The following is a 14,665-nucleotide window of genomic DNA, read 5'->3' on the forward strand; positions in this document are numbered from 1 at the left end:
TGTGGGAGCGAGCTTGCTCGCGAAGAGGACGGTACAGCCGGAAAAATTTTCTGAGCCGGAACATTGCCTTCGCAAGCAAGCTTGCTCCCACAGGTTTTGATTTGGTCGATTCGATCAGCCCCGAAAATACTCCGCCAGGCCGATATAACAGGTCGCCAGGTGATACGGCGTGGTTGACGGCATGTCGCTGCGGCTGACCTGGCCGGCGCTGTCCAGGCATTCATTCCAGCCGCTGGCGTGCAGAAAGCGCGTTTGCAGCGCGCGCAACTCACGACCTAGCGCCGCCTCACTGTCAGGCCGCAACGCCAGCGCCCGCAGGTATTCCGCTTGCGCCCAGATGCGCTGGGTGCCGTCGCGAACCGTGCCGTCCACTTCCAGCATCGCCACTACCGCGCCCGTCTGCGGGTCGACGCCTTGCGCTTCGGCATGGGCGAACGCCTGGGTCAGCGATGTGTGCAGCGGGCTGCCACGCAGGTGTGACGAAGAATCCAGCAGGAAGAACCATTCGAATTGATGACCGGGTTCGTACCAGTTATCCACAGCTCCCAGCGGTTTTTCCAGCATCACGCCGTGGGCGTTATCCACAAAGCGTTCCTGCATGCCGTGCACCAGATCATCCAGCGCGCCGACCGTGGCGGCGTCTTCACGCACGGCCAGGGTCGCGAGGAAGGCTTCAGCCAGGTGCATGAGCGGATTTTGCAGTGGCCCCGTGTTCAGTGACGTCCAGTCTTCGCCAAGCATCGCTTCGTACAGCCCGGTGCCGTCGGCGAAACGCTCGGCGACGACGGTCAGCGCCGCATTGAAGACTGACTCCACCAGCGGCTCGCGGACCTTGGCCCAATAATGTGCGCAGGCAAAAATGATGAACGCGTGGGTGTACAGATCCTTGCGGCGATCCAGCGGCGCGCCTTGCGGATCGATGCTGTAGAACCAGCCGCCGTTTTCAGCATCGTGGAAGTGACCTTGCAGCGAGCGAAACAACGCCGCAGCGCGGTCCGCAGCTTCAGGCACCGACGGATGATCAATCAGGCTGGAAAACACGAACAACTGTCGCGCACAGGCCATGGCTCGGTAGCGCTGCGGCGGCAACGGGCGATGCTCGGCGTCCACGGCTTCGTAGGGCAACGCCATATCTGCATTCCAGCCCGGACCCAGCCAGAGCGGAACGATCACGCGCAGGAAATGCTCCTCAAGGGCGGCAAATACCGTGTTCGAGGCGGAGTGGGAGGCGGAGCTGGAAACATCGGGCATCGGCTGACGTCACGGCAAGGGCGAATTGCGCGACATGGTAGCAGGCGGGGAGTATCTGATGCACCGCGTCGAGCCATTCGCGAGCAAGCTCGCTCCCACAGGATCCGATGTAATCCCGTGGGAGCGAGCTTGCTCGCGAAGGCGTCGGTTGGGCGTTGAGGTTCAGGCGGCCAACAACCAGACACCCGCAGCAGCCGAGAGTGCACCGGCAACACGCACCAACGGCGCAGCGGCGGTTGGCAGGAAGCGCACGGCGGCGTAACCGGCGGCATGCAGTGCAGCCGTGGCGGCAACGAAGCCAGTCGCATAAGCCCAAGGGCTGGACATTTCCGGTAGCTCAAGGCCGTGAGCAACGCCGTGGAACAGCGCAAACAACGCAGTGGCGCCAACGGCCATGAACAACGGCGGACGCACCGCCAGCGCCACGGCCAGGCCCAAGGCCAACACCGACGCGGCAATCCCGCTTTCCAGCGCTGGCAGGTCAATGCCTTCGAAACCCAGCAAGCCGCCGATCAACATGGTGCCGACGAAGGTGCACGGCAGTGCCCAGCGTGCCGCGCCTTTTTGCTGCGCAGCCCACAAACCCACGGCGATCATCGCCAACAAGTGATCCAGACCGCCGATGGGGTGGCTGATCCCCGCGATCAGACCGTTATCGCCATGCCCGGGGTGAGCGAAGGCCAGGGCCGGGACCAGCAACAGGGCGAGAGCGCCGAAGGCTTTGGTGTAATTCATTGAAAGGCTTCCTTGATGAAGTGGATTCACGCGGCTTCGGTCAGCAGACCCTGGCGCTCGATAAAGGCAATGATCTGTTCCAGACCGACGCCGGTTTTCTGGTTACTGAAGACGAACGGCTTTTCGCCACGCATCTTTTTCGTATCGCGGTCCATCATCTCCAGCGACGCGCCAACCAGCGGTGCCAGGTCGATCTTGTTGATCACCAGCAGGTCGGATTTGCATATCCCTGGGCCGCCTTTGCGTGGCAGCTTGTCGCCGGCGGAAACGTCGATCACGTAAATGGTCAGGTCCGACAGTTCCGGGCTGAACGTCGCCGAAAGGTTGTCGCCACCGGATTCGACGATGATCAGATCCAGGCCTGGAAAGCGTCGGTTGAGCTGATCCACCGCTTCCAGATTGATCGAGGCGTCTTCGCGAATCGCCGTGTGCGGGCAGCCGCCGGTTTCCACGCCGATGATCCGCTCGGGCGCCAAGGCTTCATTGCGCACCAGAAAGTCAGCGTCTTCGCGGGTGTAGATATCGTTGGTGACCACCGCCAGGTTGTAGCGCTCGCGCAGGGCCAGGCACAACGCCAGAGTCAGGGCGGTCTTGCCGGACCCGACCGGGCCACCGATGCCGACGCGCAGAGGTTGGCTGTTCATTGAGTTCTCCGTTGAGCTCTATTCGATAAAAATTCAGGACCGAAACAGTCGGCTGTATTGACGTTCGTGGGCCATGCTCGCCAGCGCCACGCCAAACGGCGCGCTGCCGATGTGCTGTAAATCAACGCTCGTGGCCTGTTGTTGCGCCTGTTGCAGCAACGGCAGCAACTCGCTGGTCAGGCGCTGCGCGGCTTGCTGGCCCAGCGGCAAGGTCTTCATCAGCACTGCCAACTGGTTTTCCAGCCAGCTCCAGAGCCAGGCGGCCAGCGCATCCTGCGGGCTGATCTGCCAGGCGCGCGCGGCCAGCGCCCAGCCCAGGGCCAGATGTGGTTCTTCAGTCTGTTCAAGAAATTTGCGGGCGGGCGGGTCCAACTCAGGCAAGCCGTTGAGCAATTGCTGCAGGGAATAGCCCATCTGCCGGCTTTCCTGATGCAGTTCGCGGGTTTCCCGGCTGGCGCGATGTTCGTGGCTCAATTGCAGCAACTGGCACCAGTCGTCTTCGGCGGCAGCGTTGCAATGGGCGAGCAGCAGCGGTGCTTCGAAACGGGCGAGGTTGAGCAGCAGTTGGTCGCTGATCCAGCGGCGTGCGCTGGGAGAATCCTTGACCAACGCCTGTTCCACGGCCATTTCCAGACCTTGGGAGTAGCTGTAACCGCCAATCGGCAATTGCGGACTGGCCAGACGCAGCAGCGCCCAGGCGCTGTTCACGTGCGTACGCCAAATTGGTGCAGGCGCGGTGGATAGTTGAAGTCTTCTTCGCCCGCGCGGGAATGGTGATGACCGCCGCCGTAAGCGCCGTGCTCTGGGGAAAACGGCGCTTCGATGGATTCGGTGGTAGCGCCCAGCTGATCGAGCATCGCTTTGAGCACGTAGTCGTCGAGCAAGCGCAGCCAGCCGTCGCCCACTTGCAGCGCCACGTGGCGGTTACCCAAATGGTAAGCCGCACGGGTCAGCTCAAAGGCGCTGCTGCAGGTCACGTGCATCAGTTGTTCCGGGCGAGCGCAGACGCGAACGATGCGGCCGTCTTCGGCTTGCAGACACTCGCCATCACGCAACGGTGGTTGCCCGCGCTCGAGGAACAACCCGACATCTTCGCCTTCGGCACTGAAGCAGCGCAGCCGGCTTTTGCTGCGCGCTTCGAAATTCAAATGCAGCTCTGCGGCCCATTCGGCTTGAGGTTCGATTCTGCGATGAATCACCAGCATCAGGAAGCTTCCCGCTAATTACGATGCTTCAAAGCAGAGCAAGGGGCTTGCCAACAGTGCATGGCGTGGGAAATTGCTTACAGACAGGAGGCGTTATTCAGGTGAGGGTGATTTCGGTGATGCTTTTTGGTGCGTGATTTTAACTGTGGTCATTAATGGTGCGCTACGTTGCAGGGCTGGCTTTTGCCGCGAGCAGGCCTCAATGCGGACAAACAGCCTCGCGGCTGAAGCCGCTCCTACATGCTGCCCAGGCCCTTCCAATGGCGCGCACCGATGAAGATAAAGCGCAGTTGCTGGGTGATTTTGGCTTGCGGGGTCAAGTGCGGCGCCAGGGTTGCGGCGGGCGGGTCGATGAGTTCCGGCAGCATGGCGAAAACGCTTTTAACCACCAGATCGGAGATCACCGACAAGGAGGCCGGGTCCAGATGCTGCCATTTGGGCATTTTGCCAAGATCCGCCGCGAGGTCGGCGCTGATGCCTTCGCGCAATGCGCCCAACGCCTGTCGAACCAGCTGCGAGCCGCCGTATTGTTCACGCGCCAGAAACAGAAACTGCGAGGGCTTGGAAGCCACGACGTCGAGGAAGATTCGCACCGACGCATCAATGATGCCGCCCAGGACCATTTCGTTGTGCCGCACCAGGCGGATGGTCTCCCGAAAGGTCTGGCCGACTTCGCTGACCAGCGCCAGGCCCAGTTGGTCCATGTCATCAAAGTGTCGATAAAACCCGGTGGGGACGATTCCGGCCGTGCGCGCGACTTCCCGCAGGCTCAGGCTGCCAAAGCCGCGCCCGCTTTCCATCAGACTGCGCGCGGCGTCGAGCAGGGCGTGTCGGGTTTGTTGTTTCTGTTCGGCGCGGGGCAACATGGGGCGGGCTGAATTCTGCAAAGGGACGGTTCGGCACTTTAACAAATGCGCTGATCAGGCGTGAACGCGAATTCAATAAAGCTTCAAACCCGCTGATATTGCTGCACCAGACGCTCGGGGCCATGTTCGGCAACGCGTTGGTACTGCTGAATCAGGCGCGGAGTGTCCTGCGCCACGGCCTTGTGCACGGCCTGGGATTCCATCTTCGCCTCACCGGACACAGGTTGCTCGGCCGCAGGCATGGCAAAAGCATTGGCGGTCAGAAGCGAAAAGGTCAGGGTGAGCAACAGTGGGCGTTTCATGATGAGGTGTCTCGGGTTGGGTACGGCGCTAATATGCCGCTCCGGTCGTCCAGAGAGAACTTCATACGGCTAATGGTGGTAATCATTAAAAATGATTGAGCCCACTTGAAGCTGCTTTTTGTAGAACCGAATCAAACCCTCACGACTTTTATCAGTCGAACAGCAAAGTCGTACGCAATGCGCCCGCGAGGGTGGTTGTCATCTGGAGAGTCGTGCAATGACGCGCAGTCGTAAAATTTTCGCCTGGACCGGTGTTGTCCTGATATTGGTCCTGGCTGTATTGGTCATTGTGATCGCCACGTTCGACTGGAACCGCATCAAGCCAACCCTCAACGAAAAAGTCAGTGAAGCGCTGCATCGGCCTTTCGCCATCAATGGCAATCTGGCGGTGCTGTGGGCGCGTGAGCCGGAGCAAGGTGGCTGGCGCGCGTGGGTGCCCTGGCCGCGTTTCGTCGCCGAAGACCTCAGCCTGGGTAATCCTGAATGGTCGAAAACCCCGCAAATGGCAACGTTGAAGCGCGTCGAATTCCGTCTGGCGCCGCTGCCGCTGCTTTGGCAAAACGTAGTAATCCCGCGTATCGACCTGACCGGGCCGGACGCGAAGCTTGAGCGCCTGGCCGATGGCCGCGCCAACTGGACGTTCGACCTGCCCAAATCCGACCCCAATGCACAGCCGTCGAAATGGGTGCTGGATATCGGCGCGATCAAGTTCGATCAAGGGCTGGTCAGCCTCAACGACCAGACCTTGAAAACTCAGGTGGATGTGGTCATCGATCCACTGGGCAAGCCCATTCCGTTCAGCGATATCGTCGGCAGCGGCGAAGCGAAAAAAGCCAAGGACAAGGGCATTACGCCGCAGGATTACGCGTTCGGCCTCAGCTACAAAGGGCAGTATCACGGCCAGAAACTCAACGGCACCGGCAAAGTCGGTGGCCTGCTGGCGCTCAAGGATGCCGCGCAGCCGTTCCCGGTGCAGGCCGACGTGCAGATCGGCGACACCCACGCGGCGGTGGCCGGTACCTTGACTGATCCGCAGAATCTCGGTGCGCTGGATCTGCGCCTGAAACTGTCCGGCAGCAGCCTCGGCAATCTGTATCCGCTGACCGGCGTGACCTTGCCCGATTCGCCGGCGTACGCCACTGACGGTCATCTGATCGCCAAGCTGCATGATCCGGCGGGCGCGAACTTCCGCTACGAAGGCTTCAACGGCAAGATCGGCAACAGCGACATTCATGGTGATCTCGGCTTCGTTGCCAGCCAGCCGAGGCCGAAACTGACCGGCGCACTGGTTTCCAATCAATTGCTGTTCACCGACCTGGCGCCGCTGATTGGTGCGGACTCCAACGCCGCGCAGAAAAAACGCGGCGGCGACAGCAAGCAGCCGGCAGGCAAAGTGTTGCCCGTCGAGGAATTCCAGACGGATCGCTGGCGTGCCATGGACGCCGACGTCGAGTTCACCGGCAAGAAAATCGTGCAGAGCCCGGACCTGCCGTTCTCTGATCTGTATACCCATGTCGTTCTCGACGACGGCCAGCTCAGCCTGCAACCCCTGCGTTTCGGCGTCGCGGGCGGCAAGCTGGATGCGGATGTGCGGCTCGATGGCCGGAATCAGCCATTGCAAGGCCGGGCCAAAATCTCGGCACGCCAACTCAAGCTCAAGCAGCTGTTCCCGACCTTTGAACCGATGAAGACCAGTTTCGGTGAGCTGAACGGCGATGCGGATATCAGCGGCCGGGGCAACTCCATCGCGGCGTTGCTGGGCAGCGCCAATGGTGATCTGAAGATGCTGGTCAACGACGGCGCCATCAGCCGCAGCCTGATGGAAATCGCCGGGCTCAACGTGGGTAATTACGTAGTAGGCCGCCTGTTCGGCGACAAGGACGTGAAGATCAATTGCGCGGCTTCGGACATGGGCATCAAGGACGGTCTGTTGAGCACGCGGCTGTTTGTGTTCGATACCGAGAACGCGATCATCTACATCGATGGCACGGCGAACTTCAAGACCGAGCAACTGGACCTGGCAATCAAGCCGGAATCCAAGGGCTTCCGGGTCTTCTCGCTGCGTTCGCCGTTGTACGTGCGCGGCCCGTTCGCCAAACCGAGCGCCGGCGTGCAAACCGGTCCGCTGCTGCTGCGCGGTGCTGGCATGGTGCTGCTGGGCGCAGCGATTGGCCCGGCGGCAGGCTTGCTGGCGCTGGTGGCACCCAGCAGCGGTGACGTACCCAACCAATGCACGCCGTTGCTGGAGCAGATGCGCGCAGGCAAGGCGCCGAAGACGGTGCAGTAACGACTGAGCGAACCCGTAGGACCGGCTTCAGCCGGGAGAACGTCCTCCCGGCTGAAGCCGGTCCTACGGATTGCCCATAACGCTTACAAAAATTACAGGTCCTTCAAAATATCCGCCATGTCATCGGCGTGCTCTTCTTCCTGAGCGAGGATGGTTTCGAAGATGCGCCGTGTGGTCGGATCCTGTTCGCCGATGTACTGGATGATTTCCCGATAACTGTCGATGGCGATGCGTTCGGCCACCAGGTCTTCGTAAACCATTTCCTTGAGCGTATTACCGGCTACGTACTGCGCGTGGGAATTCTTCGACAACAGGTCCGGATTGAATTCCGGCTCGCCGCCCAGTTGCACGATACGTTCGGCCAGCAAATCGGCGTGTTCGGCTTCCTGCTCGGCGTGCTCCAGAAACTCGGCCGCAGCGGTCGCGGCTTTCAGGCCGGTCGCCATGTAGTAGTGACGTTTGTAGCGCAGGACGCAGACCAGTTCGGTGGCCAGTGACTCGTTGAGCAGACGCAGGACGGTTTCCCGGTCGGCGCTGTAGCCTTCGGTCACGGCGCCGTTTTCCACGTTCAGGCGGGCGCGCTGGCGCAGGGTGCTGACGTCAGAGAGTTGCTGTGAATCGTTCATCTTGAATCTCCAAAGGCTAATCCGGTTATCCGTCTCGCTCTTGATGCGTCAGTGGGAAAGCGGTAGCTGACGCCCGGCAGGATCGGTCATAGGTTGTGAGTCGCCTGTGGTGCAAAAAGTTTTATGCCAAAAACTATCAGCGCTATTGGCAAATATTAACGAAACGAGCGTGAAACGCCGCGGTCCCAGTTTTGAGACGAAAAATTACTGGAGATTCGCAATGCTTAAGTTCCTGGGCAGCACCATCGGTATCATCTTTCTGATTGGCCTGGTCGTGGTTATCGCCTTGTTCAAGCTGGTTTTCTAAGCGCGCCACCAAACGCCACGCAAGAAAAAGCCCGACGCTCACGCAGTCGGGCTTTTTCGTTTCTGCCTGGGTTACATCACAGCGCGCGTTCGTTGGCTTCGCGTTGTTCGCAGGTCATGAAACCTTTGTTATCCACACGGCCGTTGGCGTCGAAGCTGACGTGGAACACTTGCTCATGCCCGTCTTTGTTGAGCACGTAGTTGTTGCACATACCGGGATGAACCTTGCGCTGCACGCGGGTGGATGGCGTGCCGCCGATGGTCAGGACCTGAGTTTGCGTCATGCCGTTTTCGACTTGCTTGACCAGTGGCTGGTCGCGATAGGTCACGAAATCCACAGGGTTTTGCGGCGTTGTATTGGCGCAACCGGTCACTGCTGCCAGTACAAACATTGCCGCCAGGCTCTTCTTGAACATATAAGTCACTCCAGATGACTGAGCCATTGTTGGCCCGTTGCAGCTTTGAGCATTCGAGGAGGGCGAGAGTTCGATTATTTGATGGCCTTCAGGCATTACTCAGCGGAAATGACTGCCTGTCATATAGCCGCGCCAGTCTGGGCCTGCTCTTTGGTCAATTGCCGCTATGGTTCAAGCAGTCAACCGTCGATTGCACGAGGAGGCTATTCATGACGCAAAAACAGGCGACGCGTTATCCGCTGGTGTTGGTCCCCGGTTTGCTGGGCTTTGTCCGGCTGGTGTTTTATTCATATTGGTTCGGCATTGTCAGGGCGTTACGTCGCGACGGGTCAACGGTGATTCCGGTCATGGTCTCGGCGGTCAACTCGTCTGAAGTGCGAGGCGAGCAGTTGATCGAGCGGATCAGGGAAATTCTCAAGGAAACCGGGGCCGAGAAGGTCAATTTGTTCGGCCATAGCCAGGGCGCACTGACCATTCGCTACGCCGCTGCCAAACATCCCGAGCTGGTGGCTTCGGTGACTTCCGTCGCCGGCCCGAATCATGGCTCGGAATTGGCCGACTTCCTGGAGAAGAATTTCCCACCCGGAACCCTGCGCGGTCTGTTGCTCAACGCCGCGATACGCCTGACGGTGTGGATCATGGCGTTGCTGGACACCGGCTATCGCGGCACCCGTTTGCCCACCGATGTCGATGCCGCGCACCACTCGCTGACCAGCGACGGCGTGGCACTGTTCAACCGCCAGTATCCCCAGGGCTTGCCGCAAACCTGGGGCGGGCAGGGCGCAGAACTGGTCAACGGCGTGCGCTATTACTCGTGGTCCGGGACTATCCAGAAAGGGGTCAGTGACAGGGGTGGCAATCGTATTGATGGCACAAATGTAACCTGTCGAATATTCGCTCGCACGTTCACAAAAGAGCGAGGTCAATGTGATGGCATGGTCGGGCGCTTCAGTTCCCATCTGGGCACTGTCATTGGGGATAACTACCCTCTCGACCATTTTGACATCGTCAACCAGACCTTCGGGCTGGTCGGCAAGGGTGTTGATCCCGTTGGGTTGTTTGTTGAACATGCCGCGCGCCTCAAGGCCGCCGGTCTTTAGCTCGTTTTGAGCCGTGGTTCGTAGTCTGTCGATCAAAGAGGTCGGCAATGGAGTGATGCGATGAGCGACAAAGAACACTATGAAATCGAATACACCCTGGCGGGTGAGCACCATGTGGATGTGATCGAGGACCTGGATGTGCCGATCATCGAGGTCGTCCATGAGTTGGCGCTCAAGCATCATGTTGCGCTGGAAGATGACCTGCATGACATCAGTGAGTCCTACAACGGCATGCCCCACGCCCTGGGCATCACCGACGTATCGATTCACAGTGTCGAGAACGAGGAATCGGCGGGCGCTTCCTGATTGATGCCTTTCAGTTGATGCAACGGTGTTTTCTCGTTGTCACGGCAGGACACCGTTGCAGTCACATTCGGTTGACTACACTGCCAGACAGGACGTACTCATCAGTGCGCCAGTCTGGAGAGAAGATCGATGAAATTCCTGCGTGTCCCTTTATTGCTCATGAGCCTGTTGATGTGTGCCCAGGGTTTTGCGGCCACTGCCCAGCAAAACAAAATGACCACCTGCAACGCGGACGCCTCGGCGAAAACGCTCAAGGGTGATGAGCGCAAAGCGTTCATGAGTACCTGTCTGAAGGCTTCCGTGCCTCCTACCCAGCAAGAAAAAATGAAAACCTGCAACGCAACCGCCGGCACTCAGGCGCTCAAAGGCGATGCGCGCAAGGCCTTCATGAGTGATTGTCTCAAGAAGAAATAAATTTCCTGCGCCTCGCGCGCAGAAAACACTTATTCAGTGCGATAAACCCTGTGGTTGCGGACTATGCTGTCGGCCGCAATCACAGCGATGAGTCGTCAGACCTCGGACCACTGGTCCTCGACTCAGAACGCTGGCAGACTGCCTCCCTCTTTGCGCCGCTGTCTTGAGGCTATATGCCAACGTTTTCTGCACGACAAATTTTGTTGGCCAGCTGGATTCTGGTATTCGGCGGCCTGCTGATGGTATTGCCGTTCAAACTCTTGCCGAGTCTGCTCGCCGGGCTGCTGGTTTACGAACTGGTCAACATGCTCACGCCTCAGCTGCAAAGGCTCATCGCCGGCCCGCGTGCGCGCTGGGTTGCGGTGGCATTGCTCGGCACGCTGGTGGTCAGCGTCCTGGCGCTGATCTTTGCCGGTGCGATCAGCTTCGTGCTGCATGAAGCCGAAAACCCTGGCGCTTCATTGGACAAGTTCATGGTGCTGGTGGATCGGGCGCGCGGCCAGTTGCCGCCGTTCATCGACAGCTATCTACCGGCCAGTGCGGCGGAATTCAGGGTTTCCCTGGGTGAATGGATCCAGAAGCACGTGGGCGAATTGCAGATGCTCGGCAAAGGCGCCGCGCACATGTTCGTGACCTTGCTGATCGGCATGGTGCTGGGCGCGATCATTGCCCTGCAGCAGATCTCTGATGTGCACACCCGCAAGCCGCTGGCCGCCGCGCTGTTCAATCGCTTGAGCCTGCTGAGCCGCGCGTTTCGCAATATTGTCTTCGCCCAGATCAAGATTTCCCTGCTGAACACGGCGTTCACCTCGATCTTTCTCGCGGTGGTCCTGCCCTTGTGCGGCATTCACCTGCCGCTGACCAAAACCCTGATCATCCTGACCTTCCTGCTCGGCCTGCTGCCGGTGGTGGGCAATCTGATGTCCAACACGCTGATCTTCATCGTCGGCATGTCGCTGTCGATCTGGGTGGCGATGGCTGCGCTGGGTTATCTGATCGTGATCCACAAGGTCGAGTATTTCCTCAACGCCCGCATCGTCGGCGGGCAGATCAATGCCAAGTCGTGGGAATTGCTCATGGCGATGCTGATCTTCGAAGCCGCGTTCGGCCTGCCCGGCGTGGTGGCGGGGCCGATTTATTACGCGTACCTGAAAAGCGAGTTGCAGAAGGAAGGGTTGGTCTGACCATACACAACCGGTAGGAGGGGACTTGTCCCCGAAGAGGTCGGTGTGAACGCTGAAGATGTTACTCAGCAGACCCTCCGCTTTCCCGGACAAGTCCGGTCCTACCGATCCAAATACATTTCTAGCCGTAACGCTTCTTCGCCTCAATCGCCAAGCCGCTGCCGATGCTGCCGAAGATATTGCCTTCGACGTGCCGGGCGTTGGGCAGCATCGCCGAGATGCTGTTGCGCAGCGCCGGGATGCCGCTGGAACCACCGGTGAAGAACACCGTATCAACCTGATCGACACGCGCACCGGCCTTGGTCAGCAACTCCGAAACACTGTTGCGCACCCGCTCCAGTTGCGAATCGATGGCCGCTTCGAACATCACGCGGCTCAGATCGACACTCAACCCCGGCTCAATGCGATCCATCGGTAGATGGCGGCTTTCAGCGTGGGTCAGCTGGATCTTGGTTTCTTCCACTTCCATGGCCAGCCAGTGGCCTGCGCGCTGCTCAATAAGCTTGAACAGGCGATCGATGCCCTGGGTGTCTTCGATGTCGTAACGCATGCTGCCCAATGCCAGCTGGGATTTTTGCGAGTACACCGAGTTGATGGTGTGCCAGGTCGCGAGATTCATGTGATGGCTGGTGGGCATGTACGCCTGGCTTTTCATGCGGCTGCCATAGCCGAACAGCGGCATAACGCCCTGAATGCTCAGTTGCTTGTCGAAGTCGGTCCCGCCGATATGCACACCGCCGGTGGCCAGAATGTCTTCGTGGCGGTCGTCATAGAAGCGACGATCCGGCGACAGACGCACCAGCGAGAAGTCCGACGTACCGCCGCCGATGTCGACGATCAGCACCAGCTCTTCGCGGGTAATGGTCGACTCGTAGTCGAACGCCGCGGCAATCGGCTCGTACTGGAACGAGACATCCTTGAAACCGATCTTGCGCGCGACCTCGGCCAGCGTATCTTCGGCTTCCTGGTCTGCGCCGATGTCGTCATCGACGAAATGCACCGGACGGCCCAGCACCACTTCTTCGAACTCACGCCCGGCGGTGTCCTCGGCACGCTTTTTCAGCTCGCCGATGAACAGCGCCAGCAAATCCTTGAACGGCATGGCCGTGCCGAGCACGCTGGTGTCGTGCTTGATCAGCCTGGAACCCAGCAGACTCTTGAGCGAGCGCATCAGGCGACCTTCGTAGCCTTCCAGATACTCGTGCAGCGCGAGGCGGCCATACACCGGACGGCGCTCCTCCATGTTGAAGAACACCACCGATGGCAGGGTGATTTTGTCGTCCTCCAGCGCAATCAGCGATTCCATGCCCGGTCGCAGCCAGCCGACCGTGGAATTGGACGTGCCGAAGTCGATACCACAGGCACGGGCTGGGGATTGGTCATTCATGTCTTTTACGTTCCAGTCAAAAAACGGCCGCGCAGTGTATGTCAGTGCATCGCGGATGCGTAGCGCGAAACGTCGGTTATACACAGTTATCTTCGTCAACGACTTGAACTGTGCTGCGTTACCCCCAATCTTCAGGGAATTGTCAGCTACGACAGGCCGTCGAACGCTTCAAGTATCAAGTCAGCAGGTTCGGCGGCCGATATATCGAGACGTTAATTGATCCAGATGCCTCAAATGCGAGGATGCTGTGCGCAGAATAGAGCGCACCAGGCTGCGCTGGATAACCGGGGACGACTGTTAGATGGATTTCAAAGACTATTACAAGATTCTTGGGCTTGAGCCGACTGCGGACGACAAGGCGATCAAGGTCGCCTACCGTAAGCTGGCGCGCAAGTATCACCCCGACGTCAGCAAAGAAGCGGGCGCGGAAGAGAAATTCAAAGAGGCCAACGAGGCTTACGAGGTGCTGAAAAGCCCGGAAAAGCGCGCTGAATACGATGAGCTGCGTAAGTACGGGCAGCAGGGTCGACCGTTTCAGGGACCGCCGGGCTGGCAGAGCCGTGCTGGCGCAGGAGCGGGTGGTTTCGGCGACGATACGGGTGATTTCTCCGATTTTTTCAGCTCGATCTTCGGTGGTCGGGCGCAGCAGGGCGGTCGTGCGCGCAGCACCGGTCGTCGAGGACAGGATGTGGAAATGGAGCTCGCGATCTTCCTCGAAGAAACGCTTTCGGCGGAATCCAAGCAGGTCAGCTTCAAGGTGCCGCAGTACAACCCGGCTGGCCAGCGCATGGCTGATATCACCAAGACTTTGAACGTGAAGATCCCGGCGGGCGTGGTCGATGGCGAGCGCATTCGTCTGAAAGGGCAGGGCGCACCGGGAGTTGCCGGTGGTGAGAATGGTGATCTATACCTGATTATCAGACTGGCGCCGCACCCTAAATTCGATGTCGAAGGCCATGACCTGATCATCACCGTGCCGCTTGCGCCGTGGGAAGCTGCGCTGGGCGCCAAGGTTGCCGTGCCGACCCTGACCGGCAAGATCAACCTGACCATTCGTCCTGACAGCCAGACCGGTCAGCGCTTGCGAGTCAAAGGTAATGGTCTGATGAGCAAGAAGGGCGAGCGCGGCGACTTGTACGCGCAGATCAAGGTTGTCATGCCGCCGTCCACCGACGAGGCCACCAAGGCGCTCTGGCAAACGCTGGCTGACAAGGCGGCATTCGATCCGCGGGCCCAATGGAGTAACTGATCATGAGTCACACCCTGATCGTTGAGCTGGATATGAAGCAATTCTGTCAGGTGACCGACATCCCGGCCGCCTACGTGATCGAAATCGTCGAACACGGCATTCTCGAACCTCAGGGCCGAAAGCCGGATGAGTGGTTATTCGACGATCAGGCGCTGATCGTCGCCCGACGTGCGGCGAAACTGCGACGGGATCTGGAGCTGGAGTGGGAAGGCGTTGCCCTGGCGCTGGATCTGCTCAACGAGCTGGAACAGGTCCGCGCGGAAAACCGCATGCTCAAGCAGCGGCTGGGGCGGTTTTTGCAGGAGTAGGGCCAACACCTACGACAACCCTGTGGGCAAGCTTGCTTGCGAAGGCAATATTCGGGGGCACGCAAACGTGTCGGATCCA

The 14,665-nt window shown here is 59.5% G+C and carries 17 protein-coding genes; 7 read left to right on the forward strand and 10 right to left on the reverse strand.

What is annotated here, in order from left to right:
• Window positions 1–114 precede the first annotated feature (114 nt).
• The 7 genes from AABC73_RS03310 to AABC73_RS03340 form a co-directional block, all read right to left on the reverse strand.
• Complete coding sequence (locus tag AABC73_RS03310; RefSeq protein WP_341522449.1) at window positions 115–1,251, reverse strand: AGE family epimerase/isomerase; 1,137 nt, start codon at window positions 1,249–1,251, stop codon at window positions 115–117.
• Between the two features lie 162 nt (window positions 1,252–1,413).
• On the reverse strand, window positions 1,414–1,986 hold the full coding sequence (locus tag AABC73_RS03315) for a HupE/UreJ family protein (RefSeq protein ID WP_341522450.1): 573 nt from the start codon (window positions 1,984–1,986) through the stop codon (window positions 1,414–1,416).
• A gap of 26 nt (window positions 1,987–2,012) precedes the next feature.
• Window positions 2,013–2,630, reverse strand: a complete 618-nt coding sequence (gene ureG / locus AABC73_RS03320) for an urease accessory protein UreG (RefSeq protein ID WP_065833857.1) — start codon at window positions 2,628–2,630, stop codon at window positions 2,013–2,015.
• 33 nt (window positions 2,631–2,663) lie between these two features.
• Entirely contained in the window at window positions 2,664–3,338 is a 675-nt protein-coding gene (locus tag AABC73_RS03325) for an urease accessory protein UreF (RefSeq protein WP_341522451.1), read from the reverse strand.
• On the reverse strand, window positions 3,335–3,835 hold the full coding sequence (gene ureE / locus AABC73_RS03330) for an urease accessory protein UreE (protein ID WP_341522452.1): 501 nt from the start codon (window positions 3,833–3,835) through the stop codon (window positions 3,335–3,337). The genes AABC73_RS03325 and ureE overlap by 4 nt, the downstream gene beginning before the upstream one ends.
• A gap of 236 nt (window positions 3,836–4,071) precedes the next feature.
• Complete coding sequence (locus AABC73_RS03335) at window positions 4,072–4,701, reverse strand: TetR family transcriptional regulator (protein WP_341522453.1); 630 nt, start codon at window positions 4,699–4,701, stop codon at window positions 4,072–4,074.
• 83 nt (window positions 4,702–4,784) lie between these two features.
• The gene (locus AABC73_RS03340) at window positions 4,785–5,003 is read right to left on the reverse strand and encodes a hypothetical protein (protein ID WP_341522454.1); all 219 of its coding nucleotides are present in this window, start codon (window positions 5,001–5,003) and stop codon (window positions 4,785–4,787) included.
• A gap of 217 nt (window positions 5,004–5,220) precedes the next feature.
• Here AABC73_RS03340 and AABC73_RS03345 point away from each other — a divergent pair, with 217 nt between their 5' ends.
• Window positions 5,221–7,290, forward strand: a complete 2,070-nt coding sequence (locus AABC73_RS03345) for an AsmA family protein (protein ID WP_341522455.1) — start codon at window positions 5,221–5,223, stop codon at window positions 7,288–7,290.
• A 92-nt stretch (window positions 7,291–7,382) separates the two neighbouring features.
• Here AABC73_RS03345 and AABC73_RS03350 read toward each other — a convergent pair whose 3' ends face one another.
• The gene (locus tag AABC73_RS03350; RefSeq protein WP_065833851.1) at window positions 7,383–7,916 is read right to left on the reverse strand and encodes a ferritin-like domain-containing protein; all 534 of its coding nucleotides are present in this window, start codon (window positions 7,914–7,916) and stop codon (window positions 7,383–7,385) included.
• A 383-nt stretch (window positions 7,917–8,299) separates the two neighbouring features.
• Complete coding sequence (gene osmE / locus AABC73_RS03355; protein ID WP_341522456.1) at window positions 8,300–8,638, reverse strand: osmotically-inducible lipoprotein OsmE; 339 nt, start codon at window positions 8,636–8,638, stop codon at window positions 8,300–8,302.
• A gap of 209 nt (window positions 8,639–8,847) precedes the next feature.
• Here osmE and AABC73_RS03360 point away from each other — a divergent pair, with 209 nt between their 5' ends.
• The 4 genes from AABC73_RS03360 (at window position 8,848) to AABC73_RS03375 (ending at window position 11,642) form a co-directional block, all read left to right on the forward strand.
• Window positions 8,848–9,738, forward strand: coding sequence for a triacylglycerol lipase (locus AABC73_RS03360; RefSeq protein ID WP_341522457.1), 891 nt, complete (start codon window positions 8,848–8,850; stop codon window positions 9,736–9,738).
• Window positions 9,739–9,798: 60 nt separating this feature from the next.
• Window positions 9,799–10,044: a hypothetical protein gene (locus AABC73_RS03365; protein ID WP_331151575.1), complete on the forward strand. Its 246-nt coding sequence runs from the start codon at window positions 9,799–9,801 to the stop codon at window positions 10,042–10,044.
• Between the two features lie 129 nt (window positions 10,045–10,173).
• Window positions 10,174–10,458, forward strand: coding sequence for a PsiF family protein (locus tag AABC73_RS03370; RefSeq protein ID WP_341522458.1), 285 nt, complete (start codon window positions 10,174–10,176; stop codon window positions 10,456–10,458).
• Window positions 10,459–10,631: 173 nt separating this feature from the next.
• The gene (locus AABC73_RS03375; protein ID WP_065833846.1) at window positions 10,632–11,642 is read left to right on the forward strand and encodes a hypothetical protein; all 1,011 of its coding nucleotides are present in this window, start codon (window positions 10,632–10,634) and stop codon (window positions 11,640–11,642) included.
• A 121-nt stretch (window positions 11,643–11,763) separates the two neighbouring features.
• Here the strand turns inward: AABC73_RS03375 and AABC73_RS03380 are convergent, their stop codons facing one another.
• Complete coding sequence (locus tag AABC73_RS03380; protein WP_341522459.1) at window positions 11,764–13,029, reverse strand: Hsp70 family protein; 1,266 nt, start codon at window positions 13,027–13,029, stop codon at window positions 11,764–11,766.
• Window positions 13,030–13,330: 301 nt separating this feature from the next.
• Here AABC73_RS03380 and cbpA point away from each other — a divergent pair, with 301 nt between their 5' ends.
• Window positions 13,331–14,278 (forward strand): curved DNA-binding protein, encoded by a 948-nt coding sequence (gene cbpA, locus AABC73_RS03385; protein ID WP_341522460.1) that lies wholly within the window; start codon window positions 13,331–13,333, stop codon window positions 14,276–14,278.
• Between the two features lie 2 nt (window positions 14,279–14,280).
• Window positions 14,281–14,586: a chaperone modulator CbpM gene (locus AABC73_RS03390; RefSeq protein ID WP_341522461.1), complete on the forward strand. Its 306-nt coding sequence runs from the start codon at window positions 14,281–14,283 to the stop codon at window positions 14,584–14,586.
• Window positions 14,587–14,665 lie beyond the last annotated feature (79 nt).

The organism is Pseudomonas sp. G.S.17, assembly GCF_038096165.1.
GTDB lineage: Bacteria > Pseudomonadota > Gammaproteobacteria > Pseudomonadales > Pseudomonadaceae > Aquipseudomonas.

Excerpts from the sequence above, each read along its gene's own strand:
- AABC73_RS03370 (WP_341522458.1), top strand. The coding sequence starts at position 10,174 with ATGAAATTCCTGCGTGTCCCTTTATTGCTCATGAGCCTGTTGATGTGT.
- AABC73_RS03315 (WP_341522450.1), bottom strand. The coding sequence starts at position 1,986 with ATGAATTACACCAAAGCCTTCGGCGCTCTCGCCCTGTTGCTGGTCCCG.
- ureE (WP_341522452.1), bottom strand. The coding sequence starts at position 3,835 with ATGCTGGTGATTCATCGCAGAATCGAACCTCAAGCCGAATGGGCCGCA.
- AABC73_RS03350 (WP_065833851.1), bottom strand. The coding sequence starts at position 7,916 with ATGAACGATTCACAGCAACTCTCTGACGTCAGCACCCTGCGCCAGCGC.
- AABC73_RS03310 (WP_341522449.1), bottom strand. The coding sequence starts at position 1,251 with ATGCCCGATGTTTCCAGCTCCGCCTCCCACTCCGCCTCGAACACGGTA.
- AABC73_RS03335 (WP_341522453.1), bottom strand. The coding sequence starts at position 4,701 with ATGTTGCCCCGCGCCGAACAGAAACAACAAACCCGACACGCCCTGCTC.
- AABC73_RS03380 (WP_341522459.1), bottom strand. The coding sequence starts at position 13,029 with ATGAATGACCAATCCCCAGCCCGTGCCTGTGGTATCGACTTCGGCACG.
- AABC73_RS03360 (WP_341522457.1), top strand. The coding sequence starts at position 8,848 with ATGACGCAAAAACAGGCGACGCGTTATCCGCTGGTGTTGGTCCCCGGT.
- osmE (WP_341522456.1), bottom strand. The coding sequence starts at position 8,638 with ATGTTCAAGAAGAGCCTGGCGGCAATGTTTGTACTGGCAGCAGTGACC.
- cbpA (WP_341522460.1), top strand. The coding sequence starts at position 13,331 with ATGGATTTCAAAGACTATTACAAGATTCTTGGGCTTGAGCCGACTGCG.
- AABC73_RS03345 (WP_341522455.1), top strand. The coding sequence starts at position 5,221 with ATGACGCGCAGTCGTAAAATTTTCGCCTGGACCGGTGTTGTCCTGATA.
- AABC73_RS03375 (WP_065833846.1), top strand. The coding sequence starts at position 10,632 with ATGCCAACGTTTTCTGCACGACAAATTTTGTTGGCCAGCTGGATTCTG.
- ureG (WP_065833857.1), bottom strand. The coding sequence starts at position 2,630 with ATGAACAGCCAACCTCTGCGCGTCGGCATCGGTGGCCCGGTCGGGTCC.
- AABC73_RS03390 (WP_341522461.1), top strand. The coding sequence starts at position 14,281 with ATGAGTCACACCCTGATCGTTGAGCTGGATATGAAGCAATTCTGTCAG.
- AABC73_RS03340 (WP_341522454.1), bottom strand. The coding sequence starts at position 5,003 with ATGAAACGCCCACTGTTGCTCACCCTGACCTTTTCGCTTCTGACCGCC.
- AABC73_RS03365 (WP_331151575.1), top strand. The coding sequence starts at position 9,799 with ATGAGCGACAAAGAACACTATGAAATCGAATACACCCTGGCGGGTGAG.